This window comes from Nitratireductor alexandrii, from assembly GCF_004000215.1.
Lineage (GTDB): Bacteria > Pseudomonadota > Alphaproteobacteria > Rhizobiales > Rhizobiaceae > Mangrovimarina > Mangrovimarina alexandrii.
Genome location: NZ_RBVY01000011.1, coordinates 44,968 through 71,841, shown reverse-complemented (window position 1 = coordinate 71,841; position 26,874 = coordinate 44,968). Strand labels below are relative to the sequence as shown.

Annotated in this window: 21 protein-coding genes and 1 pseudogene; 5 read left to right on the top strand and 17 right to left on the bottom strand. The window is 64.4% G+C overall.

Going from position 1 to position 26,874, the window contains the following annotated elements:
• Positions 1-2: 2 nt before the first annotated feature.
• The 10 genes from EP380_RS20845 to torT are packed head-to-tail and all read right to left on the bottom strand — an operon-like array spanning position 3 to position 11,684.
• Complete coding sequence (locus EP380_RS20845; protein WP_127600496.1) at positions 3-311, bottom strand: YciI family protein; 309 nt, start codon at positions 309-311, stop codon at positions 3-5.
• Positions 308-2,725, bottom strand: a complete 2,418-nt coding sequence (locus tag EP380_RS20840; protein WP_127600495.1) for a xanthine dehydrogenase family protein molybdopterin-binding subunit — start codon at positions 2,723-2,725, stop codon at positions 308-310. Before EP380_RS20840 ends, EP380_RS20845 begins: the two co-directional genes overlap by 4 nt.
• Before the next feature lie 48 nt (positions 2,726-2,773).
• Positions 2,774-3,346 carry a flavin reductase family protein gene (locus EP380_RS20835; RefSeq protein WP_238719963.1) on the bottom strand — a complete coding sequence of 191 codons (573 nt, stop codon included), beginning with the start codon at positions 3,344-3,346 and terminating at the stop codon, positions 2,774-2,776.
• Positions 3,347-3,381: 35 nt separating this feature from the next.
• Positions 3,382-4,893: a 4-hydroxyphenylacetate 3-hydroxylase N-terminal domain-containing protein gene (locus tag EP380_RS20830; protein WP_127600565.1), complete on the bottom strand. Its 1,512-nt coding sequence runs from the start codon at positions 4,891-4,893 to the stop codon at positions 3,382-3,384.
• A 49-nt stretch (positions 4,894-4,942) separates the two neighbouring features.
• Positions 4,943-5,395 (bottom strand): RidA family protein, encoded by a 453-nt coding sequence (locus EP380_RS20825; protein WP_238719961.1) that lies wholly within the window; start codon positions 5,393-5,395, stop codon positions 4,943-4,945.
• 40 nt (positions 5,396-5,435) lie between these two features.
• Positions 5,436-6,371: a VOC family protein gene (locus tag EP380_RS20820; protein ID WP_106573112.1), complete on the bottom strand. Its 936-nt coding sequence runs from the start codon at positions 6,369-6,371 to the stop codon at positions 5,436-5,438.
• A 47-nt stretch (positions 6,372-6,418) separates the two neighbouring features.
• A complete protein-coding gene (locus EP380_RS20815) occupies positions 6,419-7,960 on the bottom strand; it encodes a 4-hydroxyphenylacetate 3-hydroxylase N-terminal domain-containing protein (protein WP_238719960.1) in 1,542 nt (513 codons plus the stop codon).
• 58 nt (positions 7,961-8,018) lie between these two features.
• Entirely contained in the window at positions 8,019-9,026 is a 1,008-nt protein-coding gene (locus EP380_RS20810) for an ABC transporter permease (protein WP_158264432.1), read from the bottom strand.
• Positions 9,027-9,039: 13 nt separating this feature from the next.
• Entirely contained in the window at positions 9,040-10,584 is a 1,545-nt protein-coding gene (locus EP380_RS20805) for a sugar ABC transporter ATP-binding protein (RefSeq protein WP_106573114.1), read from the bottom strand.
• A 35-nt stretch (positions 10,585-10,619) separates the two neighbouring features.
• Entirely contained in the window at positions 10,620-11,684 is a 1,065-nt protein-coding gene (gene torT, locus EP380_RS20800) for a TMAO reductase system periplasmic protein TorT (protein WP_127600491.1), read from the bottom strand.
• Positions 11,685-11,828: 144 nt separating this feature from the next.
• On the opposite strand from torT, the gene EP380_RS20795 reads away from it, so the two are divergent.
• The 3 genes from EP380_RS20795 to EP380_RS20785 all read left to right on the top strand — a co-directional run bounded on the left by EP380_RS20795 (position 11,829) and on the right by EP380_RS20785 (position 15,287).
• The gene (locus EP380_RS20795) at positions 11,829-12,800 is read left to right on the top strand and encodes a LysR family transcriptional regulator (RefSeq protein ID WP_106573116.1); all 972 of its coding nucleotides are present in this window, start codon (positions 11,829-11,831) and stop codon (positions 12,798-12,800) included.
• 90 nt (positions 12,801-12,890) lie between these two features.
• Positions 12,891-13,838 carry a LysR family transcriptional regulator gene (locus tag EP380_RS20790; RefSeq protein ID WP_238719959.1) on the top strand — a complete coding sequence of 316 codons (948 nt, stop codon included), beginning with the start codon at positions 12,891-12,893 and terminating at the stop codon, positions 13,836-13,838.
• Positions 13,839-14,126: 288 nt separating this feature from the next.
• On the top strand, positions 14,127-15,287 hold the full coding sequence (locus tag EP380_RS20785) for a CaiB/BaiF CoA transferase family protein (protein WP_127600489.1): 1,161 nt from the start codon (positions 14,127-14,129) through the stop codon (positions 15,285-15,287).
• 45 nt (positions 15,288-15,332) lie between these two features.
• Here the strand turns inward: EP380_RS20785 and EP380_RS20780 are convergent, their stop codons facing one another.
• The 7 genes and pseudogenes from EP380_RS20780 to EP380_RS20755 form a co-directional block, all read right to left on the bottom strand.
• Complete coding sequence (locus EP380_RS20780) at positions 15,333-16,628, bottom strand: TRAP transporter large permease (protein ID WP_106573118.1); 1,296 nt, start codon at positions 16,626-16,628, stop codon at positions 15,333-15,335.
• Positions 16,625-17,164: a TRAP transporter small permease gene (locus EP380_RS20775; RefSeq protein WP_164749935.1), complete on the bottom strand. Its 540-nt coding sequence runs from the start codon at positions 17,162-17,164 to the stop codon at positions 16,625-16,627. Before EP380_RS20775 ends, EP380_RS20780 begins: the two co-directional genes overlap by 4 nt.
• A 231-nt stretch (positions 17,165-17,395) precedes the next feature.
• Positions 17,396-18,424: a TRAP transporter substrate-binding protein DctP gene (dctP, locus tag EP380_RS20770; RefSeq protein WP_106573120.1), complete on the bottom strand. Its 1,029-nt coding sequence runs from the start codon at positions 18,422-18,424 to the stop codon at positions 17,396-17,398.
• Positions 18,425-18,504: 80 nt separating this feature from the next.
• Complete coding sequence (locus EP380_RS20765; protein WP_127600485.1) at positions 18,505-20,163, bottom strand: sulfatase-like hydrolase/transferase; 1,659 nt, start codon at positions 20,161-20,163, stop codon at positions 18,505-18,507.
• Between the two features lie 315 nt (positions 20,164-20,478).
• Positions 20,479-22,959 (bottom strand): SbcC/MukB-like Walker B domain-containing protein, encoded by a 2,481-nt coding sequence (locus EP380_RS20760; protein WP_420845889.1) that lies wholly within the window; start codon positions 22,957-22,959, stop codon positions 20,479-20,481.
• Positions 22,960-22,995: 36 nt separating this feature from the next.
• Positions 22,996-23,553 (bottom strand): annotated as a pseudogene (locus EP380_RS24050) (AAA family ATPase); the annotation flags it as partial.
• Entirely contained in the window at positions 23,550-24,692 is a 1,143-nt protein-coding gene (locus EP380_RS20755) for an exonuclease SbcCD subunit D (RefSeq protein WP_127600481.1), read from the bottom strand. The pseudogene EP380_RS24050 and the gene EP380_RS20755, both read right to left, overlap by 4 nt.
• A 480-nt stretch (positions 24,693-25,172) precedes the next feature.
• On the opposite strand from EP380_RS20755, the gene trxC reads away from it, so the two are divergent.
• Entirely contained in the window at positions 25,173-25,616 is a 444-nt protein-coding gene (trxC, locus tag EP380_RS20750; protein WP_106573124.1) for a thioredoxin TrxC, read from the top strand.
• An 8-nt stretch (positions 25,617-25,624) separates the two neighbouring features.
• Positions 25,625-26,872, top strand: coding sequence for an MgtC/SapB family protein (locus EP380_RS20745; protein WP_127600479.1), 1,248 nt, complete (start codon positions 25,625-25,627; stop codon positions 26,870-26,872).
• The last annotated feature ends 2 nt before the right edge of the window (positions 26,873-26,874 follow it).

Genomic DNA, 26,874 nt, shown 5'->3' with positions numbered 1-26,874 from the left:
GGTCAAAGCGGAGGCATTTCGGAAGGACGATTGGTCTGCCAGCGGAAGGCCAGCACCTCGATGCGCTCCGACAATCCGGCGATTTCGAACGGGTCGTTTGCGAGGATTTCCCGCACCTGGGCCTCGGAATCGGCTTCGATCAGCATCAGCCCGCCGCAGGCGTCCCCGTTTTCGTCGAGCAGCGGGCCGCCGCAACGAACGCGATCGGCGAACCGGCTCATGTATTCGCGATGCGCCGGCCGCGTCGCCGCCCGGACCTCCGCGGCACGACCGTCGCTGCGGTCGATCCGATACACGGAATAAAGCGTCATTCCTCTTCTCCTTCGGGGTTCATCGCCTCCCAGACCGACATCGGCGTCAGCGGCATCTTTAGGTCGCGCACCCCGTAGGGACGCAGGGCATCGACGACGGCCGACACGATGGCGGGCGGCAAGCCGACGGTGCCGGCTTCAGCGCCGCCCTTGACCCCCAGCGGATTCGTCGCCGTGGGGACGGACCGCAGGCCCAGCTTGAAGCGCGGGAAATCTCCGGCCTGGGGCATGGCGTAGTCGGTGTATGCACCCGTCAGAAGCTGGCCGGTCTCATCGTGCACCACCTTCTCCTTCAGGGCCTGGCCCGCAGCCTGCGCGATGGCGCCCATGATCTGCCCTTCCAAAAGAAGGGGATTGACCACATTGCCGACATCGTCGACCGCGGTCACGCCGACAAGGTGAACCTGTCCGGTCTCCGGCTCGACCTCGACCTCGGCGATGTAGCAGCCATTGGGATAGTTCTGCGGATTTGCCGAGAAATGGCCGATGCCTTCGAGCCCGGACCACAGATCCGCCGGGATCGATTTCAGCGCTCCGGACGCATAGGTGGTCACGCCCTTCCAGGCAAAGCTGGCCTTCGCCACCTCGTCGATCGTCACGGAGCGCTGATCGCCCGCCTTCCACAGATAAAGGCCACTCTCGAACACGATCTCAGCCGGATCGACCTCAAGCATGATCGCGGCCAGCCGGGTACCCTTGTCGATCACGCTTTCGCAAGCCTGCTTGAGCGCGGAGCCGCCCACGGTCATGCTGCGCGAGCCGAAACTGCCGCGGCCCGTCGCGATCTTGTCGGTATCGCCCTGCAGCAGACGGATCTTTTCGATCGGAACGCCGAGCCATTCATGCGCCATCTGCACGAAGCTGGTTTCGTGGCCCTGGCCGTAGCTGAACGTGCCGGCAAGGATGGTCACCCCGCCCGCGCTGTCGAAGCGGACCTCCATGCGTTCGCTGATCGTGGCGCAGACCTCGATATATACCGCCAGTCCGCGCCCGCGCAGCCGCCCCCGGGCTTCGCTGTCCGCGCGGCGCGCCGCGAAATCCTCCCAGTCGGCAAGCCGAAGCGCTTCATCCATGATGGCTTCGAACTCGCCGCAATCGTAGGTCTCGCCGATGCAGGTCGTGTAGGGCATCTGGTTCGGCCTGATGAAGTTGCGGCGTCTGATCTCGTCGGGAGCCAGCCCCAATTCCTCGGCTGCCAGATCCATCATGCGCTCGACGACCAGGGTCGCCTCGGGCCGCCCGGCACCGCGATAGGTCGTCAGGGTTCGGCTGTTGGTGAAGATGCCGTTGACCGTCACATGCATGGCCGGGATCGCGTAGACGCCCGACAGCATCCGCGTGCCGACCAGCGGCGGATGCGCGGTCGACGGGCCGAGCTGGCAACCGAGATTGTGATTGACGACGATCCGGGCGCCCAGCACCGTGCCGTCCTTGTTGAAGGCGAACTCGGCATCGGCGATCTGGTCGCGTCCGTTGAAGTCGGACAGAAAGGCCTCCGACCGGTCGCTGACCCACTTGACCGGACGCCCGGTGCGCTGTGCCGCCCACAGCACCAGGATTTCCTCGGGATAGATGCCGCCCTTGGTGCCGAAACCGCCGCCGACGTCGCCGGCGACGACATGGACGCGATGGGCGGGAACGCCGAGGATCTGGTCGGCCAGGATCAGCCTGATGCGGTGCGGATTGGCGGTGGAGCTGGTGAGCTGCCAGCGCATGTCGCCGGGATCCCAAGCGCCGATACAGGTGCGCGGCTCCATCGGATTGCCGGCCACGCGCTGATTGCGGATCCTGGCGCGGACGACATGCTCGGCGCGCTCGAACGCCGCATCGGCCGCCGCCGCATCGCCCAGTTCGTGCGTGAAGCAACGATTGCCCTTGGCCTGCGGCCACACGAGCGGCGCGTTGTCGGCCAGCGCCGCTTCGAGCGTCGGCACCACCGGCAATTCGTCGTATTCGACCTCGATGCGCTCGGCCACGTCGATCGCGGCCGCCAGGGTTTCGGCGACGATGAAGGCAACCCCCGTGCCGACCGCAAGCACGCGATCGGTGGCCAGTGGCGGGAACGGCGTGGCATGGTAACCTCCGCCCGTTATGTTCGGCGGGATGCTGACGCAGGGAATGTCTCCCCAACCGTCGGCCGCGTAGTCTTCGCCGGTCAAGATGGCGACCAAGCCGGGCACGTCCAGCGCGGGCGAGACGTCGATCCGCTTGATCTTGGCATGGGCCACGGGCGAGCGCAGAACGTAGCCGCGCAGCTGCCGCGTCATGGTGATGTTGTCGGCGAAACGCCCCTTTCCCGTCAGCAGGCGCGGATCCTCGCGGCGCCGAACCGGCGCGCCGATGCCGCTATGGTTCAACTGTCGCGACGGCGTCACCACAGTTCCAGCGGGCATCTCGTTTACGATTTTGTTCATCCTGTCCTGCACCGGCTTGGTCGTCTCACTGCTTCACTATTCGCGGGCTCAATAGCTAAAGCCCTGATCCTGCCAGAGGATCTCCGGCACCGACTCGACGCTCCAATCCGGGGGGGCCACGTTGCGGTAGCTGCCGCCGTAGTAGAGCAGCGGCTTCTGGTGGTCGTGGTGCAGTTCCAGCGCCCGCACCTCGCCAACGAACAGCGTGTGGTCGCCGCAGTCGTACTCGTGCGCCAAATCCGCCGCCAGCCGCACCATCGCGCCGTGCACGACCGGAATATCGGCGAGTTGATCGAAGGCCGGGACGCGGTCCGGAACCGCCTTGCCCGCAAAATGGTTCGATACCCATTGCTGGCTCTGCGACAGGACGCTGACGCCATACTGGCGGGTGCTGACAATCCGGCCGTGCATGCGCGCCGTCTTGGCGACCGAGACCAGGACGAGAACGGGCGCCAGCGATCCCGACATGAACGCATTGGCCGTCATGGCGTGGATTTCGGCGTCCCGGCCTGTCGAGATCACGACGACACCGGAGGCGAACTGCCCCATCGCAGCGCGGAAATCGCGCTGCGAGAAGTTCTGCGCTTCAGGAGCTTGAGGGACATGTTCCGCCTTGGCCAAAGCAGCCTCCTTCTTGCTTTCGAAATGCCTCGGGCTCAGCGTTTGCCGAACAGGTTGACGTCTTGCGGGTCGAGCAGATCCGGCACCGTCCATCCATCGAGGTCGTATTCGTCCATCGCCGACTGCGCGAAGGCCTTGAACCGATCGAGGTCTCGGTTGGCCTGGGCGTTCCACAGATTGGTCAGCCGGGTGATGTCGTTGCTGCCGATATAGTTGATCTCATAGAGCTCGTGCCGGGCGCCGAACTCGGTGCCGATGGCGTCCCACAACATCTTCATCACCTTGACACGCTCGACGGCGTCGGCACCGCCCGACCCTCTGAGATAGCGATCCAGATAACCGCGGATTTCCGGCGCCTTGAAATCGGCGGTGTGCGAATTCAGGTAAATCAGACCCGAAGCGACGATCTGTTCTATGATGTTCTTGATTTTCGGCATGGCGTGCTGGTTGAGCACGCGATAGGCGCCGGCAAAGCCGCTGTCGGGGCGGACCATCTCGTTCCAGGGCGCCGCACTCTTGGCCATCGCGTCGGAAAGCGCCCAGAAATTGTTGCGCCAGGCGATCACCTCGCCCAGTTGCGCCTGCACCCCGTGGAACCCCTTGGCGCCGGTGATTTCGAGCGCGCGGGTCAACAGGCCGACGATGAAGTCCAGCTTGACGGCGAACCGCGTGCAGCCGTGCAAGGAGGCGCGCTCGAGAAAGCCGGAGCCGGTATTGAACCGGTTGGCGACCTCGAGATCGCCATGCATGAACACGTCCTCCCAGGGCACGAAGACATTGTCGAGCACCAGGATGGCGTCATTCTCGTCCAGTCGCGAACTCAGCGGATAGTCGAAGGGCGAGCCCATCGCCGCGGCCCGGTATTCGTTCGAGACACGGCACAGCAGCTTCACGCCTGGAGCGCCGGTCGGAACCATGAAGACCGGCGCGAATTTCGGATCCGCGATCGGCACCTGGGCGACATGTGCCACGAAGGTGAAATGCGTCAGGGCCGAATTCGTCGCCACGACCTTGGCGCCGGAGACATAGATGCCGGCATCGTCTTCCTTCACCACTTTCACGAACACGTCGGAGCCGTCCGCCGTGGGCAGGTCGCGATCTACCGGCGGATGCATGATGGCGTGGTTTACGTACCAGGTCCGTTCCTGCGCCTTGCGGTACCAGCGCAGCGCGTTGGCTTCGTAGCCTTTGTAGAAGTCGGCATTGGCGCCGAGCGTGCCCAGGAAGGCGCCCTTGTAGTCGGGCGAACGTCCCATCCAGCCCCAAGACGTGCGTTGCCATTCGGCAATCGCATCACGCTGGGCAAGCTGTTCCACAGCATCCTTGGGCGCGCGGAAAAAGCGATGGGTCCTGCCGCCCCATTCGGTCGGCACGGTCAGAACGTCGCGAAATTCCGGATTGTGCAGCTTGTCGTACATCCGCGCGATCATCCGGGCCGCGTTGCGGAACGCCGGATGGGTGGTGACGTCCTTCACCCGCTCGCCATAGATCCAGACCTCGCGACCGTCCTTGAGACTGTCGAGATATTCCTGGCCGGTGAAGGGCATGAAGTCGCCGGTATTGCTACCGGCGCCCTTCTGTCGCGATGCGGACGCCTCAGTCACTGCCGCTGCCCCGATAGGCCTGCGCGGTGATCTCGAGCAGGATGTCCGGATCGGCCAGTCCCGCGACCTGCACCAGCGTGGAACACGGGAAATCGCCCTCGAAGAACTCCTTGCGCGCTTCCCAGATGCCTTTGTTGTCGGCCATGTTCGTGACGTAGATCGTCATGGTCACGACGTCGGCCATCGACGATCCGGCGCCTTCCAGGCAGTCCTTGATCTTCTGGAAAATCACCTTCGCCTGCTCGTAGGCGCTTCCGACGCCCTGGATCTTCTTGAGATCGTTCGCACGCGAAGTGAACCCCGACAGGAAGATATGGTCGCCGACGCTGATCGTGTTCGACCAGTGGCCCTCGGGGTACTCGGCGACCTTGTCGGTGATAAAGCGCTGCTTCTTCAAAGGGGTGGCGTTGTCATTCGACATCTTCATTTCCTTTAGTGCCGTCATGTTCAGCTCCTTTTCTTGCTGGATTGATCGACCGCGCGGTTCAGCGGAAGAATTCGGGCGTCGGATCCATGCCCCATTGCGACTTGGTCGGCCCTTCGTCGTCGAGGTAGTAGTCCTTGCCTTTGTATTCGGCGGTGTTGGCGTCGCCGTCGGTGTAGTGCTCGATGCGATTGCCGAACGGGTCCGTCCAATAATCGAAGATCTGGCTGCCGATCAGATGGCGCCCCACGCCGATATCGAGGTGGTAGCCCTTGCTGACCAGGTAGTCGTGCGCGCCCATGACGGCGTCGAAGTCCTGCATTTCGAAGGCGCAGTGGTGGCAGCCGACCTCCGAGGCCTCGTTGATCAGGATCGAATGGTGATCGACGAGTTCGCTGCCGAGATCGAAGCGGATAAAAGTGCCGACGGCCTTGTTCACGCTGGGAACGATCATCTTGTCGCTGTCCAACATCGCGAAACGCTCCCGCATCCAGGCCAGCGTCTGGTCGTGATCGCGCACCTTCAGCACGAAATGGCCCAGCTTCAGCGCAAGCCCGGGCTCGCGCTGCGGCCGCAGCGACTGGTTCACGCGTTCCTTGCGGTCGCCCCAGTTGAAGTGGTGGGAGGAACGATGCTCGATCGGTTCGACCGGCTCCTGACCCCACACGCCGTCGATCTCCAGCCCGTCGGGGTGCTGCATGCGGACACGCCAGCCCCCGCCCGGCAGATCGGTGATCTCTTCCACCGGTCCGGAGCCCTCGAGCTTGGCCAGTTCCTCGAGATCCTCCTTGCTGCTCATGATGAGCGCGCCGCCGAGGAACTTCTTGTCGCCCTTGTAGGTAATGTGCACGACCGGGGCCACACCGCCGCCACGCATGAGCAGGACGTCGTCCGTCCGCTTGGCCGTGATCAGACCGAAATCCTCCATGAAGGTCTGCATCTTGTCGAGGTCGGGGACCTGGTATCGCACATAGGCCAGATCGACTGCTCTGGGCATTGCTTCTCTCCTCTTGATTTGGGTTCGGGGCGCTTCGCCCCCGGCACTCACTTCAGGACGCTGACATCGTCGTTGTTGATCAGATCGGGCACCGTCCAGCCGTCGAGGTCGTATTCGGACATGCACTCGTCGACCATCGAGGTCATCTTCTCCATTTCGCCGAGGCTCAGGCTTTCCCAATAGTTCTGCAGGCGCGTCAGATCGTTCGACCCGAGATAGTTGATCTCGTAGAGTTCGCTGCGGCCGCCGAATTCGGTGCCGACGCAGTCCCACAACAGCTTCATGAGCTTGATGCGCTCAATCGCCTCGACGCCCCCGGTACCGCGCAGATAGCGGTCCAGATGCGGCCGGAGCTCCTCGCTCTTGAAGTCGTCGGCATGGCTGTTGAGATAGATCAGGCCCGACGCCACGCTCGCCTCGATGATGTTCTTGATCGCCGGATAGGCGATCTGGCTGATCGTGCGATACGCGGTTCCGAAGCGCGAATCCGGCTGCACCATCCCGTTCCACTCGACGTTGGACTTGGCCATGGCATCGCTCAGGCCCCACATCGTGTTGCGCCACGCGATGACCTCGCCCAGACGCGACTGGATCCCGTGGAAGGCGGAGGTGCCGTTGATGTCCAGCGCCTTCTTCAGCGCGCCGGTGATGAAGTCGAGCTTGACCCCGAGCCGGGTGCAGCCGTGCATCGCCGCCCGCGAGTTGAAACCGGAACCCGGGGCAAAGTCGTTGGACAGCTCCGGATCGCCGTACATGAAGACGTCTTCCCAGGGCACGAAGACGTTATCCAGGATGAGGATCGCGTCGTTCTCGTCCATGCGGCTGGAAAGCGGATAGTCGAACGGGCTGCCCAGCACGGCGGCGCGATGTTCGTTCGAAGCCCGGGACACCATCTTGACGCCCGGCGCGCCTGTAGGAACGATGAACACCGGCGTGAACGCGGCGTCCTTGATCGGAATCTGCCCGGCATGCGCCACGAAAGTGTAGTTGGTCAGGGCGGAGGCCGTCGCCACGACCTTGGCCCCGCTGACATACAGGCCCGCGTCGGTCTCCTTTTCGACCCGCACATACACATCCGACTGGTCGGCGCTTTTTGCGTTGCGGTCGACCGGCGGATTCATGATCGCGTGGTTGATGTACCAGGTGCGCTCCTGCGCCTTGCGGTACCAGCGCAGCGCGTTGTTTTCATAGCCCTTGTAGTACTGGAAATTGGCGCCGAGCGTGGCGAGAAAGGAGCCCTTGTAGTCGGGCGAGCGCCCCATCCAGCCATAGGAGATGCGCTGCGTCTCGGCCACGGCGTCGCGCGCCGCAATCTGCTCGCCAACGGATTTCGGAGCGCGGAAATAGCGATGCGTACGCCCACCCCACTCGGTCGGACAGGTCAGGATGTCCCGGCGCTTGTCGTCGTGCAAGGCATCGTAGAAGCGCGCGATCATGCGCGCGGCGTTGCGAAACGCCGGATGCTCGGCGATATTCTTGATCTTCTTGCCGTAGATCCAAACCTCCCGGCCGTCATTCAGGCTTTCCAAATACTCCTTGCCGGTCATCGGCAGGAATTCGGTTCGGATATGGCTGGCTTGCACGTTCATTCGGTCCTCCTTCGATCTTTTTGCTCGGCACCGCCGGTTCGCCCGTGGCGGTCTTCGCTCAATGTCTGGCGATAGCCATGGCGAATATCAGGATGGCGCCCGTCGCCATCGTTTGGGCATAGGCCCCAACCTGCATAAGGTTCAGCCCGTTCTGCACAAGCATGATAAGCAGCGTTCCCAGGAGCACGGCCAGCGTGCGGCCGCGCCCACCGGCCAGGGCAACGCCCGAAATCACGCAGGCCGCGATCGATTCAAGCGGCAGCGAGGTGCCCACATTGGCCTCGCCGGTGCCAAGCCGGGCCGTCAGCAACAGCCCCGACAGGGCCGCCAGCAGACTTGCCAGCGTGAAGGCGGCGATCGTGACGCGAACCGTGTTCACCCCCGACAAGGCGGCGGCCTTCGCGTTGCCCCCGGCCGCGTAGAGCTGGCGGCCGAAACGCGTCCACTCCATCAGCACGTAGACGAGCGCCACCAGAACCAGCGCCACGACGGCGGCGATCGGGAATCCCAGCACACGGCCGAACCCGAACCACTCTCCAAGCATCGGCGGGAGCCCGTAGATCGGCATGCCGCCGGAAACCAAAAGGGTGACGCCGAACAAAACCGAGCCCATGCCGAGCGTCATCATGAAGGGAGGAATGCGCAGCACGCTGATGCCCAGACCGTTGACAAGGCCGGCCCCCACGCCGATCGCCACCGCGGTGCCGACACCGGCCAGCAACGCCAAAAGCTGGAATTCGGGAAAGGCGGCATAGACCGCCGCCATCACCAGCGCCCCCACGACAGACGTCAGAGACACGGTGCTGCCGACCGACAGGTCCAGCCCGCCATTGACGATGACGATGAACTGTCCGAGCGACACGATCAGCAGATAGACCGACTGTCGCGCCACGTTTGTCAGATTGTCGACGGTCAGAAAGTTCGGCGCCTGCAGCGAAAAGATCACGAAAACGAGCAGAAACATGACCGGCAAGGTGGCGGATTGCCGGTTCTGCACGAGCCAGGCAAGTGCAGCGCTTGTTGCCGGACGGGAGCCGGCGTCGTTCGGTACATCCAAAGTGTTCACGTCTACCCCGCCTTCAAAAGAATTGTTCCAGAATCTTGTGTTCGTCGTATTCGTCCCGCGCGAATTCCGCGACGAAGCGGCCATTGCTCATGACCTTGATCCGATGCGCCAAGCCCATCAGTTCGGGAAGGTTCGACGACGCGATCAGGATGGCGGCGCCGCGCTCGCTCAGCTTGGAAAGCGCGTTGTAGATCGACAGGCACGCGCCGATGTCCACGCCGACAGTGGGTTCGTCGAAGACGTAGACGGAAATGTCTTGCACCATGGCCTTGGCCAGCAGCACCTTCTGCTGGTTGCCGCCCGACAGGCTCTCGACGGGGTCATCAAGCTTGGCGGGTTCGAAATCGACCAGCCGGGAGATCTCCGTCAGGAGACGGTTCTCCTGGTCGGTCTTGATCCAGCGGCCGCGCAGAGGCCCGAAACTGTAGGATGACAGCGATATGTTCTCGCGGGCGCTGCGTCCCATCGACAAACCGTCATGGCGCCGGTCCGAGGGCGTCATCCAGAGCCCGTTGCGGATCGCATCCGCAGGATCGCCCTGTTTCACGGGCCGGCCATCGACGGTTATCGTCCCCGAGCGCAGGCGATGGAGGCCGAAACACGCTTGTGCAAGCTCCCCCTTGCCGCACCCCACCAGCCCGGCAACGCCCACGATCTCGCCGGCTCGCACCTCAAGCCCCGCATCCTGAACCTGGACCTGGCCTCGCCTCGGGACAGTGGTAACGGCATCGAGGCTCAGGCGCACCGCGCCGAGATCGGCTCGTGGCGTCGGATAGATCTTCGCCATCTGTCGGCCGGTCATCAGCCCGATGAGGTCGTCTTCGCACGTATCCGCCGGAACCGTGTCGATGTGCCTGCCGTCGCGCAGGACCGTGACCCGATCGCCGACGATCGGTATTTCGTGGATGCGGTGGGTGACGTAGATGATGGCGGTGCCTTCGGCCTTCAGGCGCAGGACCAGCTTGAGCAGCGCCTGCGCATCATGCTCCGACAACGATGCCGTCGGTTCATCGAGGATCAGCAGTTCGGGCGGCCGTCTCAGCGCCTTGCATATCTCCACCATCTGCTGCTTGCCACGTGTCAGCGAAACGACGCGCGACCTGGGGTTCAGGTCGAAGCCCAGACTGTCGATCAGGGCCTGCGCTTCCTCGACGGCGGCCTGCTTGGCCAGCAGGCCGAAACGGTTGGTCGGCTCCTCCCCCAGGATGATGTTCTCGGCCACCGTCTGGTGCGGAATGAGCGAAAACTCCTGGAACACCGCACGCACGCCGTGGGCGCGGGCCTCGGCGACGGAACCGAACCGGGCGACCTTGCCGCGGACGACGATCTCGCCGCCGCTGGGCGCATTCGCGCCCGCCAGCAGCGAGATGAGCGTCGACTTGCCCGCGCCGTTCTCGCCGAACAGAACATGCGCTTCGCCGGCCCGGAAATCGAGCGTGACCGGAGCGAGCGCGACGTTGCGCCCGTACCGTCTCGTGATTTCACGGACGCCAATCACCGCGGGACCCGCCTGAACCGAGGCGGCCGGGGCAATCGGCTCCTGCAACGCGATACTCATTCCCACGCCTCCCGAATCTCGCTTCCGGGATGCCGTTACTGGGACAGATTGAAGACGGGCCGGTAGCCGCGCGGCGCCATCACCTCATCGCGGTTCATCTCGTCGACGCTCTCCTTGGTGTAGACAGCGCCGAGGGTCCCGATGTTGAAATGTTCCTGCTTGCCTTCCAGCACGCGAACGGCCTGGTCCAGCATGATGCGGCCCGTCAGCGTGATCGGCGCCACGCCGGCCGCCTCGATGTCGCCCGTCTTGAGATATTCGTACACGCCGGGCAGCATATAAACCGAGACCAGCTTCACCGTGTCGGCGATGCCTCTCGCCTTCAAGAGAGGAACCGCCGCCTCGGCCATGACAGCCGTCCCAACGATGTAGTCGACGTCGTCATGGGTCTGCAGAATGTCTTCGACCAGCCGCGCCTGAACCTCCTTGCCGACGTCGCCGTGCTTGGTTTCGACGATCTCGACGGCGCTGCCCTCTATTCCCTTCTTGAAACCGGTGTCGAAGGCGGTGACGAAACCCGCGCCAGCCGGACCGGGCAGCCAGGCGATCTTGGCCGGCTCGCCGCCGGCGGGATGTTTTTCGGCCAGATACTGGCCCGCGCGCAGCCCCTCGGCATAGGGGCTGGTCAGCACCCGCGCCGCGACCTTGTCGCTGTCGACACCGTTCACGATGTCGATGACGGGAATGCCCTTCTGCTCGAGCGTGGCGAGCAGATTGTTCACGCCCTCCGCGGCGATCGCCACCATCAGCACCGCATCCGCGCCGCCGGCGACGCAGTTCTCAATCTGGCTGATCTGATTGGCGAGCCGCGTATAACCGCCGGCATCCATCGTCTGGACGTTGACGCCCAGCAGCTTGGCCTCTTCCACCATGCCGTAATTGGCGGCGACGAAGAAGGCATCCTTCATGTGCGGAACCGACACGCAAAGCTGCCAGGGGCGGCTTGCGGTCTCGGAGGCGCTGAGCGGCACATAATCGACGCGCTCGGTATTTCCGTCGCGATCGGTCGCGTCCACCGCAAGCGGATACCAGTCGGCCTCGGCAAGAGCCGGCCCCGCGACCGCGATCATCGGAGCAAGCAGGCCTGCGCGAAGTGCCATCGATAAAGTCATATGTCGTCTCCCCCTCATCACTATTGATGAGAGATTTTTCGACAGCGATAGGGATAAGTCAATTGACATTAAAATCGGAATAACATTACGAATCTCTCATATCAGTATGGCCGGGGACTGGGAGGACCTTAGATGCTGGCAATCGAGCGATTCTTTCGCGATCACATGAACTTCCGCCACATGCGCATCCTCGTGGCCCTGGACGATTATCGCAACGTCAAGCGCGTCGCGGCCTATCTCAACGTGACCCAGCCTGCAGTATCGAAGACACTGTCGGGCCTCGAAGCCGGCCTCGGCCTCAAACTGTTCCACCGCACGAACCGCGGCATGGAACCGACGATGCTGGGAGCGAGCCTGATCCGCCACGCGCGCGACATTCTCGGGCAACTGAGCGAAGCGCAGACCCAACTCCGCGAGATCGCCGAGAACCGCGTCAGCCGCATCTCCCTCGGCGTCCTGCCCACCGCCTCCGTCGTGATCATTCCCCAATTCATCGCCCGGCTGGAAAGCATCGCCTCCTCCACCAATATCCGCATCACGGAAGGGACGATGGACCGCCTGTTGCCGTCGCTTCGCGCGGGGGATGCTGATTTCGTTCTGGGCCTGCTGCCGAACGCGCCGATGTCGGCCGAATTTCGCAGCGAACTCCTGATCGAGGATCCGCTCGCCGTCGCCGTCCGCAGGGGACATCCCCTGGAACGCGTCAAAAGACTATCGTGGGAGGACGTGGCGCAGTTTCCCCTAATCCTACCCCCGTCCTCGGCGACCACCCGCTTGCCGATCGACGCCTTTCTCGCCGCCGAGGACGTGACGATCGAGGCACGGCGGGTGGAGACCGTTTCCACGATGGTGGTCGTCGGAGCGATCCAGCATACGGACTCGATCGGTTTCGTTTCCAATTCCCTGGGGCAGTATTTCGAGCGGCTGGGAGTCGTCACCATCCTGCCCATCCCGGTTCCCGACGTTCAATTGCGCCTGGGCCTGATATGGCTTGCCGATCGCCGCTATTCGGAATCCCATCAGCTCGTCCTCGAAATATTGCGGGAGGTATGCCGTGGCCTCGGCCCGGCCCCCCGGTCCGGCCGGAACGCGACCGGTGGCTGAACGGCCGTCACCCGCCGCAAGGTTCTCCGTTGCGATCGACGCGGCAGACGGGCGGGCAGGTCCGCGCGCCCGGCCAAGCCCGGACATGCCATGATGGACATTCGTCAGCTTCGATATTTCATGGCGATCGCCGAGGCCCGGTCCCTGTCGGCCGCGGCGCAAAGACTGCGCATCGCGCAACCCTCGCTGTCCCAGCATCTGGTCAACATGGAGCGGGAGCTGGATGTCAGGCTGGTCGAACGCTCGTCGCGCGGATCCGTTTTGACGCCCGAAGGAGAGGTGCTGCTGCGCCACGCAACGGAAATCTGCAGCAGGCTCGAGCGCTGCGTCTTCGAGATGCGCGAACTGTCCACCCATATACGCGGCCATGTGCGTTTCGGCATGCCGTCCTCGGTGTCGATGGTGATGTCGGTGCCGCTGGCCGAAACGATACGCGTCGAGCTTCCCGACGTCAGGCTCCGGGTCAGCGAGGCGATGAGCGGCTTCATCAAGACATGGATCGACGACGAGACGGTCGATATCGGCTTTCTCTACGACTTGAACGGGGTCGACCATTTCAGCGCCACGCACGTCCTCGACGAGCGACTTTATTTCTTTTCCGCGCCGGATGCCTGGCCGCTCAAGACGGCGCCCGGAACACCGGTGCGCTTGCGCGATCTCGAGAGAATCGAGCTCGTCCTACCCGGAGAGCCACACGGCCTGCGCAGCGTCGTCGAGGACGCGGCGGCCGAAAGCGGCGTCTCTCTGTGCATCATGACGGAGCTGGACGCGATGACGCAGATCAAGGAACTGGTCGCGCGCGGCTCCGGCTACTCGATCTTCGCCCCGGCCGCCTGTCAAGACTTCGTCGAAGCCGGCCGCCTGCTGAAGGCGCCGATCGTGGGACCCGTCATCGCGCGCCCCGTCTATCTGGTCCGCAATCCGGCCCGGATACAAACCCGCGCATGCGCGTCCGTCGAGGCGCTTACGCTCGATGTCGCCCGCGAGATGGTCCGGCGCGATATCTGGGAAGGCGAACTTGTCGGGGACACGGGCTGAGCCCGCAGCGCGCGCAGCCTTTGGACGCCGTTTTTGCTTTTTCACGGATTCGCGGACCGGCAGTGATTCAATCTTCCAAAGCGACTTTGAACGGCGAACCGGCTTCCACTTCGCCTGAGACACCTCAAATAGCCGCCGCCCTGACGGCCGGGTCGTGCCCACGGCCATGTTCTCATTCGCGCGACGGCATAGGTTTTTTCGATGGTCGCGCCCGTTTAAACCTATATCCCGGTTCGGCCCGCGCCGTGTCAGAAAGCCCGACACATCGAACAAAACGGGAGCCTTGCCATGTCGGGTGATCTGGAGGGCCTTCTGGTCGTCTCAATCGAGCAAGCCGTCGCGGCGCCGTACCTGTCGGGCCGTTTGGCCGAAGCCGGCGCGAGAGTGATCAAGGTCGAACGTCCCGAGGGTGATTTCGCGCGCGAGTACGACCATCTCGTCCATGGCGAAAGCGCCTATTTCGTCTGGCTCAACAGGGGCAAGGAATCGGTTTGCCTCGACCTGCGCAACGAGGCGGACAAGACCGTTCTGGAAGCCGTGGTGCAAAAAGCGGACGTCTTCATACAGAACCTGGCGCCGGGGGCGATCGACCGTCTGGGTTTCGCGCCCGAACGGCTGCGGACCGAAAACCCGCGCCTGATCACCGTCTCCATTTCCGGCTACGGCGAAGAAGGCCCCTACAGGCAGCGCAAGGCCTACGACCTCCTGGTTCAGGCCGAAAGCGGCCTTTCGTCGATTACCGGCAACCAGGCGGGCCCGGCCAGGGTCGGCGTTTCGGTCTGTGACATTGCCTGCGGGATGACGGCGCACCAGGCGGTGCTGCAGGCGCTGATCGCCCGCCACCGCACCGGCAAGGGGCGCCACATCTCCGTCAGCCTGTTCCACGCCTTGGCCGACTGGATGAACGTGCCTTACCTGCAATATGCCTATGGCGGCAAATCGCCGGACAGAAACGGCCTGAACCATCCCACGATCGCACCTTACGGCGCCTATGCCGGCGCCGACGGGAAGGAAGTCCTGTTCTCGATCCAGAACGAGCGCGAATGGGCGAAGTTCTGCGAAACCGTGCTGGAGTGGCCGGACCTGGCCAGCGACCCTCGTTTCGACACCAATTCCAACCGGGTCGCCAACCGGGCCGCCTTGAACGAGATCATCGAAGGCGTGTTCTCCCGTCATGGCGCGCACGCGCTTTCGGACCTGCTGCGCCAGGCCGGCATTGCCAGCGGCCTGGTCAACGCGATGGAAGACCTGGTCCGGCATCCGCAGAACCGCTACGTCGAGGCCGAGACCCCCACCGGCCCGGTCCGTCTTCTGGCGCCGGGCGCCGTCGTCGACGGGAAGGTGCCCGATTTCGGGCGCGTGCCGGCCCTGGGTGCCCATACCAGGCAGGTGCGGGAGGAATTCGCGCCGACGCGGCGTGGCGCCAACGTCGAGCCGCGCCGGGATTGACCGGCCGGCGGGGCCGTTTTTGCAACGGCCGACCGCCGTGCCGGTTCAGTTCAGGATATCCGGCAAGAACGTCGCCAGCGGCGGGAACAATATCAGCAAGACGACGGCAACCAAGTTCGCCGCCACGAAAATCGTCATCGCCCCGAAGACCTGCCAGATCGTCACCCGGCCGGGCGCCAGACGTTGGACGATGAACACGTTCATGCCCAGTGGCGGCGTGATCAGGCCGAGTTCTACCACCAGCGCGACGATCACGCCGAACCAGATGGGATCGTAGCCGAGCCCCACCACCAGCGGCGTGAACACCGGAACCGTCAGCACCATCGCGGCAAGACTGTCGAAAACGCAGCCGAGCAGGATATAGATCACGCAGATGCCGACGATCACGCCGACCGGCGGAACGTTCAGCGCCTGGATCCATTGCACGAGCTGCGCCGTCAGCCCGGCGATGGTGAGGAAATTGTTGAAGACAAGCGCGGCCCCCATGACCAGAAGCAGCGAGCCGGTGGTCATCATCGTGTCGACCAGCGCCTCTCCAATCTGGGTGCGGTTTGCGCAACCGCGGATCGCCATCATCACCAGCGCGCCCGCCGCGCCGCAACCTGCGGCTTCGGTGGGTGTGAAGACGCCGGAATACATGCCCCCCAGCACAAGCAGGAACAGTGCGGCGACCATCCAGGTCTTTTTCAGGCTCCGGGCCTTGTCGCGCATCGGCAAGGCTTCCGCCGGGCGGCCCATGTCGGGACGGAAATATACCATCAGCCAGGCGGCGAGCATGTAAAGCAGCGCCAGCATGAGGCCAGGGACCAAAGCCGCCATGAAAAGCGCGGCGATGTCGTTTTCGGTGATGATCCCGTACAGCACCAGCGGCACGCTCGGCGGAATCAGGATACCCAGCGTACCGCCCGCCGCGACCGCTGCGCAGGCAAAGCTGTCGCGATAGCCGTAGCGCTTGAGTTCGGGCAGCGACACGCGCGAGATCGTGGCGGCGGTGGCGACCGAGCTGCCCGAGACGGCCGAGAACGCACCGCTGGCGCCGATCGTGGCGTGGGCGATCCCTCCGCGATAATGTCCGAGCCACGCGCGCGCCGCCGCGAAAAGATCGCCCGCCAGCCCGGCGCGGTAGATGAAGGCGCCCATCAGCACAAACAACGGAATGACCGAAAAGCCGTAGCTCGAAATCGCGTCGGTGAGCTGCGTGCCGACGACGGCGCTGGAGGCCTCCCAGCCGCGAAAATAGGCAAATCCGACCGTTCCTACGAGCAACAGCGCGACGGCAAGGGGAACGCCGATGAAACTGAGTACGAAAAGGGCTGCGAACCCGATGAGGGAAGCGGTCATGCCGGCGTCTCCCCGGCAGGTTCGGCCTCGGCGTCGACGGCCTCACCGTTGCCCAAGGCGCGCAGCGTCGCTGCCAGGAAGATTGCGGCCATGGCACCGCTCGTGAGGGAGAAAACATAGACGATCGGCGCGACCGGGAGTTCGAGATAGCCGATCACATCCTCGAATTCGGCCGCCTCCGTCGCGTGTCGCCACATCAACAACGCCAGCACGCCCGCCACCACGGCCGACACCAGCGAAACGACGACCATCCTGATCCGTTCGCGCAGGCTGGTCGGCGGCCCTTCGAACAGGGTCAGCATGATATGGCCACGGCGCAGGGTCACTGCGGGAAGCGACAGCGACACGGCGACGGCGAGCGAAAAACTGACCAGCTCCACCGCTCCCGGCAAGGACCGGTGGAAGACATAACGCCCGATCACATCGATCACGGTAATGGCGATCATGATCAGCAGGCATCCACCCGAACCGATCAGGAGCAGACGCGCCAGGCTCTGTGCCTTGCGCGCGAAGGAAAACGGCATCGGCGAACTCATGACACCGCGCATCCCGCCGGCATCCCGGGCCGTGCGCACCGGCCGCGATAGTGCTGGAAGATATCGCATCGAGGATCGAGAGGTAGAGACATGACGTCGCCTTAGCGTTGAGGGGGGACATGCTTGACGGAGGGCGTTGCGTTCAGGCGGCCAATCGGAGGTCGACGACCACCGCAGGAGGGGCGCGATCGGTCTGCCCCTCCATCGAGACCGCTGGATGTCAACGGCCGGTCACAGGGACTTCAGGAGATCGCGATAATATTCGATCGCCGCAGCGCCATCGATGCCCTTGTCCGAAACCTTCTGGATCCAGTCCTCCTGGAGAAACTGGAACGCTTCGCCGAGATCGGCCGAGAACTCGTCGGAAATCGTCGAAAAGACCACCCCGTCCTTCTTCAGGTCCTCGATCACCCGGTTGTTTGCCGCTTCCACGGCTGCGAGCCTGCGCGAAAACGCCTCGCCCGACAGCGATTCGAGCGCGGCACGATTTTCCTCGGACAGGCGGCGCCAGGCGCGTTCATTCATCACCAGTGCGAAGCTGCCGGCCGTCGTCAGTTCGCCCAGCCCCGCGATCGATTTCGTATAGCGCGACAGGTTGAAGCTGATGACCTCGATCGGGGTGAAGGCCACATAGGCATCCACCATGCCCTTGGACACGACTTCGAAATATCTGAACGCAGGCCCGGCCACGACACCGGGCGTGATCGAGCCCCAGGCGGTCGCCGCCATGCCGGGCGTCGTGGCGAGTTTCAGCGCCTTGAGTTCTTCCACGCTCTGCGGCGGCGTTTCGCTCAGGCTGAACAATGCCTGCGGCGCGAGCGTGAACAGCGACAGCAGCTTCACGCCCTTCATCTCGTCGGCCGCGGAAAAGTACTTCTCGTAGGTTCGCCACAGCGCCACAGACGTCGCGTCCGTCGTCTTGTGCGGGTTCGGCAACTCCGTCATCATCAGCGAGGTGAGCCGGTTGGGCACCACGGACGAATATTGCACCGTAATGTCGGCGACCCCGTTCTGCACCATATCCAACTGCTCGGGAGGCGGCGCGAGACTTGCAGCGGAAAATTCGATGACGACCTCGCCCTTGGTCTCCTCCTCCACCGCATCGGCCCAGGGCTTGAGAACGTCGGCGACCAGCGGATGGGTCATCGGAAAAAAGGTCGAGAACAACAACTTCGTTTCCGCGGCCGCCGCCGACACATTCAACGTGGCCATTGCCAATGTGAAGACCGCAAGTGACGTCTTGAGTTTCTCCCCGATCATCTTTCGTTCCCTTTCTTTTGGTTTTGGGGTTGGTGTCGATGGTCTAGAACCGGGTTTCGACGGGCGATGCGGCGGACAACTCAGCCCGCCTTGGCCGAAATCGGCTTGACGTAGAACGATCGGTATTCCTCGGGCGCCTCGTCTTCGTCGAAGAGTCCGAGCAGGATGCCCTTTTTCCGCGGCCCTTCGGCGAAACGCGCCTCGACCAGATCGTCCGGCATCGTGACGCGCTGCGCGTCGCGCCGCGCCCACCGCGCGAGCCGCTCATACATCATGGCGACGATGTCGGCCTTGTCCGGGTCGGCGCCCAGATCGACAAGCTCGCCCGGGTCGTTTCTGAGATCGAAGAGCATCGGGCGGAAACCGCCCTCGGCGTGGATCAGTTTCCAGTCATGGTCGACCACCATGAACATATGCGCATCTTTCTGGCTTACCCCCAGACGCGTGCGCACGGGCTGCTGTGCGTAGTTGTATTCGCTGATGGCGAACCGGCGCCAGTCGTCGGGGATTTCACCGTGAAGCAAGGGCAGCAAGGAACGCCCCTCGACGATATGCGCCGGGACCTTTCCGCCGGCGATCTCGATGAAGGTGGCGACGAGATCGATCGCCTCGATCAACGCATCGCAGCTCGTCCCGCGCGTCGCATCCGCCTCCGGCGACGGGTCGTAGACGATCATCGGAATCCGAACGGAGCAGTCGTGGAACATGTCCTTTTCGCCGAGCCAGTGGTCGCCCAGATAATCGCCATGGTCGGACGTCAGGACGATGACCGTGTCGCGGTCCTGTCCGGTTTCGGCGAGATAGTCGAGTATGCGCCCCAGCTCGGTGTCGCATTGCGCAATCAGCCCCATATAGGCGGGCACGACCGCCTGGCGAACTTCGTCGCGCGAGAACGCCTGCGAAAATCCTTGCTGCTGGAAGGCCTTGAAAAGCGGATGGGGATTGTCGCGCTCCGCCTCCGAGCGCACCGGATCAACGACGTGTTCGGGGCCGTAGAGGTCGTGATAGGGCGCCGGAACGATATAGGGCCAGTGCGGCTTGATGTAGGAAAGATGCGCGCACCACGGCTTGCCGCCCTTTTGGCGCGCGCCCTCCATGAAGGCGATCGCTTCTCGCGTCAGCCAAGGGGTCTCGCTGTCCTTTTCTTCGATATTTGCCGGCTTGGCGGCGTTGCGCATGAACCAGCCGCTGGCCGTCATGCCATCCTCGAAACCCGCATTGGCAAAATCGGCCCAAGGGTTTTCGCCCTCGTAGCCTTTGGCGCGAAGATAGTCGTTATAGGGCTGCTGGTCGCTGTAGAAGCCCTCCGGCCCCTGCGCGATGAGGCCGTCTTCGCGCACGAAAACATCGAACCCGCATTCGGCCTGACGGGCGCCGATCACGCTGTCGACCTCGATCCCCAGCCGCGCAAGCCCCTCGCTGTCCGGGCGCATGTGGGTCTTGCCGATCAGCCAGCATTCCATTCCCTGCTTGCGCAGATGATCCCCCAGCGTCATCTCGCCCACACGCAGCGGAAATTCGTTCCAGGCAGCGCCATGCGAATGCACATAACGCCCGGTATAAAAGGACATGCGCGAACTGCCGCAGATCGTCGACTGGGCATAGGCATGCGTGAACCGGACACCTTTTCGGGCGACGCGATCGAAGTTCGGCGTTTTCAGGTGGGGATGGCCTGCGCAGCCCAGATAGTCGAAGCGCAACTGATCGTACATCACGAAAAGAATGTTCTTTGCGGGCATTCTGCTCACTCTTTTCGACCAGCCGCCTCGACGGAAGCGCCAAGCCCTTCGTCCAGGAAATCTGGTTGCTATCGTCGCCGTGGAATGCCGACCCCAGATCGGGTTGTGATCCCGCTGCGCCCTCTTCTTGGTGCGCTTACAAAATTGATAGGCTGATCAAGGAATAAGTCAACTTACATTAAACGGAGGAAAACATTACCATTAGTTTATACCAACACCTCCTGATCAAGCGTTCCACGATTGTCGGCAGAGCGACAGGGCGGCGAAGGGGCGACGGACCATTTTTCGCGCGCCGTGCGAGCCGGCGCGGCGCGCTCAGGTCGGCTGTCGTTCTTCCACGCGGCTACCCGCAAGGCCTTTGCGGACATAGAACCCGTTGGGGATCGCTTCTTGAACGAGCGGCACATGGGAGATCAGTCCCACGGCGCGGTTCTGTCGGACAAGGGCGTTCAGGACATGAAGAACCTGGTCGAGCGTGCCCGACCCGTTCTCCGTGTCCAGGCTTCCGAACCCCTCGTCGATGAAGATCGTGTCGAGCCGCACCTTTCCGCTGGCGCCTTCAACCACGTCGGCAAGCCCCAGCGCAAGCGCAAGCGCCGCGATGAACGTCTCGCCGCCCGACAACGTGTTCGTGGCCCGCGACTTGCCGGTGTGAATATCGAACACCTGGATACCCAGGCCGCGACTGCCGCGGCCCGTCCCGACCAGATCGCGTTCCATCCGGTAGCGGCCGGCGGTCATCGGGCCGAGCCGCAGATTGGCCGCTTCCAGCACCTGATCGAACATGGCGCCGATCGCGAAGGTCTCCAGGGTCAATCGCTGCGTGTTGTGCCCGTTCACGAGCGCAGCCAGTCCGCGCAGGGGACCGGAGGCGGCCTCGGCCTCGTCGAGCCGGCGCAGCGTATCGTCCAGCCCGGTCTTGAGCCTCGTCAGATGCTCGACACGGTTTTTCGCTCCGACGCGCTCCTCCGTCGCCCGGCCCAGCGCCTCCAGCATGGCGGCATGCGCTTGCCGCAGCGCCTCCAGGTCAGGTCGGGCCGTGCCCGCAACGGCGGACGCTGCCGTCCTCGCCGCGTCCTCGGCGCTCTTGTGCGCGCGCCAAAACACCTCGACGGCCTCCCGGTCCGACTCCAGCGTCTCGATGGCCGGCTTGAGAGCCTGGAAGGCTTCCTCGCCAAGGCCGAGCCCGCGAAGGCGGGTGTGGAACGTTTGCTTCGCGTTCCGATGGCGTTCCCGGCAGGCCGCGAGAGCCTTGTCGGCGTTCTCGCGGTCCTTGGCGGCGCCGAGAGCCGTTTCGCGCGCGGTTCTCAACGCCTGATCCGCCGCAGCCTTGGCCGCGACGCGCTCCTCCAGCAACCGCGATATCGTCGTCAGGGCGGCAGCGAGTGCCGCGGTGTTTCTCAGGTCCTCCGGCACTTCCGCCAGCTTGGCAGCACGCGCGGTCGTGGCCTGTGTCGCTTCGTTGCGGCATTCCTCGAAGCGATCGCGCGACTGGTCGCGGTCCCGTTCCAGTTTGGCGATCCGCACATCCAAGTCTTCGATTTCCGCCTCTGCCGCGACGATATCGATTTGCGGACCCAGCGCCGCGAGGGCCTTGTCCTGACCCGCGATCGTCGCGCCCAGGGCTTCTGCGGTCTCCTCGGGCCGGGCCAGACCGGACAGCCGCTGCGTGCGGTCGGCGAGCCTGGCCTGCAGTCCGGCCAGCGTTTCGGCTGCCTGGCGGGACTCCAGATCGGCCGCCTGCCAGGCTTTCCTGGCCTCCCGGAACCTCGTGTCGCGACCCGCATTGTCGAGATCGCCTGTCGCGGGGTTGGGATGCTCGCGCGCCCCGCACACCGGACAGGGCGACCCGGCCTTCAGCTTGGTGGCCAGGTGCAGCGCCTGCGCGGCAGCAAGGTTTTGCTCGGCCGCCTCCAAAAGCGAGCGCGCGTTCCCGGCGCGTTCGCAAGCCGCATCCGCAACGCGCGTCTGCCGTTCGAGCTCGGCCTGTGCCACATGAACATCCTGCTTGGCCTTCGCCCAGGTCTCGGCGAGGACGTGCCGCGCGGCCAGGGTCGCGCGCCGGCCGGCGATCTCGGCACGCCGCGCCTCCGCTTCGCGCGCGGCTTTCAGGGCTTCGCCTTTGGCAGCGCGGATTGCGCGCGCTTCCGTCAGCCGCGCATTGGCATCCTCGAACGCGGCACCGGCCCCGCGCTGCGCCGCCAGCGCAGTCTCGACCGCCTGCTCGATACCTGCGGCCGCTTCGAAGACCTGTCCGAACCGTTCCAGTTCGTCCTTCTTCCGGCGCAGGGCGTCTTGTTCGGCGGCACGTTCTTCCTCGTTCCGCAGCGTCGTGGCGGCAGCCTCGGCGCTCTGTGTGGCCTGCTCGGCCGCCGCGCGCGCCTTTTCAACCGCCGCTTCGGCGTCGCCGACCTCGCAGGCGGCCTCGCTGACGCGGGCTTCCGCGTCGAGCAGCGAACGCGCGCGTTCGGCTTGCCGAACTTGCTCGGCACGGGCTTCGATGTCCTGCCTGCGCGTCTCCAGTTCCGCAAGCTGCCGCTGGGTCTTTTCGGCCGCCACGAACTTCTCCTCGACGGTCTCGGCCTGCCGCACCGCCTTCTCGGCCGCCTGCGCCCTGGATTGCGCGATCTTTTCGGCTTGCAGGAACTCGGCTAAGCGTGTTTCCGCCGCCGCGATGCCGGCAATCAGCGCATCGGCGCTCTCGAACCCCTCCGCCGACAACTGCCGGGCACACAAGGCGCGTTCCTCCTGAACATGCCGTTCGGCAGCGTCGGCCTCGAATTTGAGATCGGCCATCAGCGCCTCGTAGCGCGAGACGTCGAAAAGCTCGCGCAGGATCTCCAGGCGCTCCCTCGTTTTGGCCGACAGGAATTTTTCGAAACGTCCCTGCGGCAAAAGGACGATCTGCCGGAATTGCTGCGCCCCGTAGCCGAGCATCTCCGCGATCGCGGTATCAACCTCGCGCACCTTCTTTTCGGCGACGATCCTGCCGCGTTGCGCGTCGGTTATCGCGTCGGGCGCCATCCCGGTCGCATCGAAAAGATAGGCCTCGTGCGCGCTGCGCGTCTCGCCGTCGCCGCGCGCCTTGGGGCGCATCTGGTCCGGGCGCCGCACAACGACGTAGCGCCGATCGCCGACGTCGAACACGAATTCGACCTCGGTCTGAACATCGGGATCGGCATGATCCGAGCGCAGCGACGGGGCGTCCTGCTCGGCGTTCGCCGGTTCCCCGAAGAGCGCGAAGGTCATGGCGCTGAAAATGGTCGATTTTCCCGATCCGGTCTGGCCGTAAATGCCGAACAGTCCGGCCTCGACCGCATCACGGAAATCGATGACGACCCGCTGCGGATAGGGGCCGAACGCCTGCAGGGTGAGCCGGACCGGTCTCATTCGCGCTGCTCCTTTTCGCCAAGCCGGCCGAGAGCCGAGGCCACGACCGCCCGTTCGCGCTTCGACAGCCGGTCATCCCGGACGTGTTCGAGAAAATCGCCGATGATGTCGACCGGATCCGCAACCGCGACAGAGCGTCCCGCGAGCGATTTCAGCTCCGGTGCGCGCTGCCGGTGCTCGTAGGCGAGTTCGCAGGCGTTGGGAAATACCTGGCGAATGCGTTTCATCGCGTCGATAACCGGCACGTCATCGGTGAGCACCAGCTTGACGAAATCCTCCGACGGTTCCGCCTGGAGGAGTTCGGCGTGTTTTCCCCGCAGAACGCGCACACGACGCCGCGGTTCGAACGGGATCACCTCGACTGTCGCCCGGCCCGCCGCATCGAGCTCGACCAGGCTCATCGACTTGGCGCAATCGGTTTCGTCGAACCCGAAGGCGAGCGGCGCGCCCGAATAGCGTATGTGGGACGCGCCGACCGCCTGCGGTCGATGCAGATGCCCGAGCGCCACGTAGTGGGCGCCGTCGAAAATTCCGGGATCGACGGTCTCGATCCCGCCGACCCGCGTCAAAGGCCGTTCGCTGTCGCTCCCCCATGCGCCGGCAACGAAGGCATGGGCAACGACCACCCAGCGCGCGCCATCGGGAAGATGCCGCCGCGCGCAGGCGAGCTGGGCGGCGAGGACATCCTGAGGCGACTGCAGGCTCTCGTCGGCAAAACATGCGCGCGCCGCGTATTCATGGGCGAAGGGCAAAGCGGAAAAGGCCACGGGACCGTGCGCGTCCGCCAGCACGAGCGGTCTTTCGTCCGAACTGATCGGCCCGCGTATCAGGGCTCGCCGGGTGTCGGTCATGATCGACATCGCCGCGATCCGATCCCCCGAATCGTGGTTGCCGGCGATCATGACAACGGCCGCCTCGGTCTCGGAGGCGACGCGGGACAGGAACCCGTTAAGCTGGCGAACCGCCGACGCGGGCGGGGACGCACGATCGAAGATATCGCCCGCGATAACAAGCACATCGGCTTGACGGGCAATGACCGCCGACACGATCTGGTCGAGGACGGCCGCGCAATCGGTATCGAGCGCGATCCCGTTGAACTGGCGCCCGAGATGCAGGTCGGCAGTGTGCAAAATCCTCATGTTCGAAAAAGACCTGTTTCTGAACGCATAGTTTTTTGGATACACCGGAGACGGAGCGCCACGACAAGGCCGCGGCCATCGATAGCCTCAAACATACGCTGCGGGAACGCCCGGTTTTCCCGACCGCTGCCGCGCGCGGCGCGGACCGGCGAACGCAAGCCTCTGCGCGAACGCTTCGGCCCAACGACGGCTCACGCCGCGTCGGATTTGCGTGTCTACCGCACTCTCGCGCCCAGTTCAGCCCCGGCATCCCGTCACGGACCTGCCCGAGCGGAGCGGAGAGACACCCGCCGTAGCGCTTTGATACGCTGCCGTTGACCAGGATCAAACCATGTCAGGGCACGACGGGGTATTATTCGCCGTTGTCGACGATGCCGCCCGCGAACCCGGCGGGGTTGCCGCGCAGTTCGGCGCCAAGACGACCAGCGCCCGTTATGATGGGTTTGCGTCACTCATCTCAGGCAGAGGAGGAGCCTCGCAATGAGCGAGAAACTCGTCGTGTGCAGCGAATGCGGCGGGGTGAACCGCGTGCCCGGTTCGCGACCGGCGCTTGAAGCGAAATGCGGCAAGTGCGGGACAAGGCTTTTCACTGCCCGTCCGATGGACGTGAGCGCAGATGTCTTCGAGCGCCAGCTCACCCGCGGCACCATCCCCGTGCTGGTCGACGTCTGGGCGCCCTGGTGCGGACCGTGCAAGATGATGGCGCCCGCCTATGAGGCGGCCGCGTCCGAGCTGGAGCCGCGGGTGCGGCTGATCAAGCTTAATTCCGACGCGGAGCAGGCGGTGGCGGCGAAACTCGGCATCCGCGGCATTCCCACCATGATCCTGTTCCGCGGCGGGCGGGAAGTGGCCCGCACGTCTGGCGCCATGTCCACCGCCCAGATCGTGCGCTGGGTCCACGACCGGCTGTCGCCGGCCGCCTGAGCGGTTCGATGGATCCCCTGATCGCGAAATTTGGACTGGCCCTTGCCATCGGCCTTCTGGTCGGGCTGGAACGGGGCTGGCGGGAACGCGACGCGCCGGACCACAGCCGCACCGCGGGAATCCGCACTTTCGGGATTTTCGGCCTCTTGGGCGGCGTCTTCGCCGCCTTGTCCGCGGCGTCGGGCTCGAACGCCGTCCTCGTCGCCGGCTTCATCGGCTTTGCCTTCATCCTTGCATGGTACAAGGCCCGCGAATCGGTTCACGACGAGGACTACAGCGTCACCAGTGTCGTCGCCGGGCTCGGCGTCTTCGCCCTGGGGGCCCTTGCGGTTGCAGGCGATTATCGCGCCGCGGCGGCGGGCGGCGCGGCGCTTGCCGGCGTGCTTGCCAGTCGTGAGGTGCTGCACGGGCTCTTGCGGCGACTGACCTGGATCGAACTGCGCTCCGCGCTCATCCTCGCGGTCATGACGGCGGTCGTCCTGCCGCTTCTTCCCAACAGGACGATCGATCCGTGGGGCGGTCTGAACCTTTGGGAAATCTGGCTCTTCACCGTCCTTGTCGCTGCCATTTCCTTCCTCGGCTACATCGCCATACGCCTGTTCGGCGAAGCCCGCGGCCTTCTCGTCAGCACACTGGCCGGCGCAGTCGTTTCCTCCACGGCAATGACGGTCGCAATCGCACGCAGCGCGGCCAAGGAGGGCGCCAGGCCGATGCCGCTGGCCGGTGCCGCCTCGCTCGCGGCGATGGTTTCCATCCTGCGCGTGGCGCTGGTGATTACGCTGATCGAGCCCAGCGTCTTTCCGACAGTCGCCGCACCGGCGCTGGCGGCGGCGCTGAGCTTCGGCGCCTGCGGCATGCTGCTGTTCCGCAAAGGCGGCAAGATGGGCGATGCGCCAGCACGCAATCCATTCGACCTGGCGCCACTGTTGCTGTTTGCCCTGTTCTTCGGAATGGTGGCGACCGCGGGCGCGGCTCTCTCCAAAATTTCCGGCATCAGCGGTCTCGTTGCCACCTCCTCGCTTTCCGGCGCGCTTGACGTCGACGTGGCCGTACTCGGCGCGATCCGCCTGGTGGGAGGTTCGATCGACGCCACGGTTGCGGGACAGGCGGTGTTGGCTGCGCTGGCAGCCAATGCGATTACCCGCGTGGCACTGGCAGCCGCAGTCGCGCCGCCCCGCTTCTCCCTTGCCCTCGCCGGCTTTACCCTCCTGGCCTTGGTGGTGGGTTACGGCGTCTATCGCCTCATGCCGGTATAGGT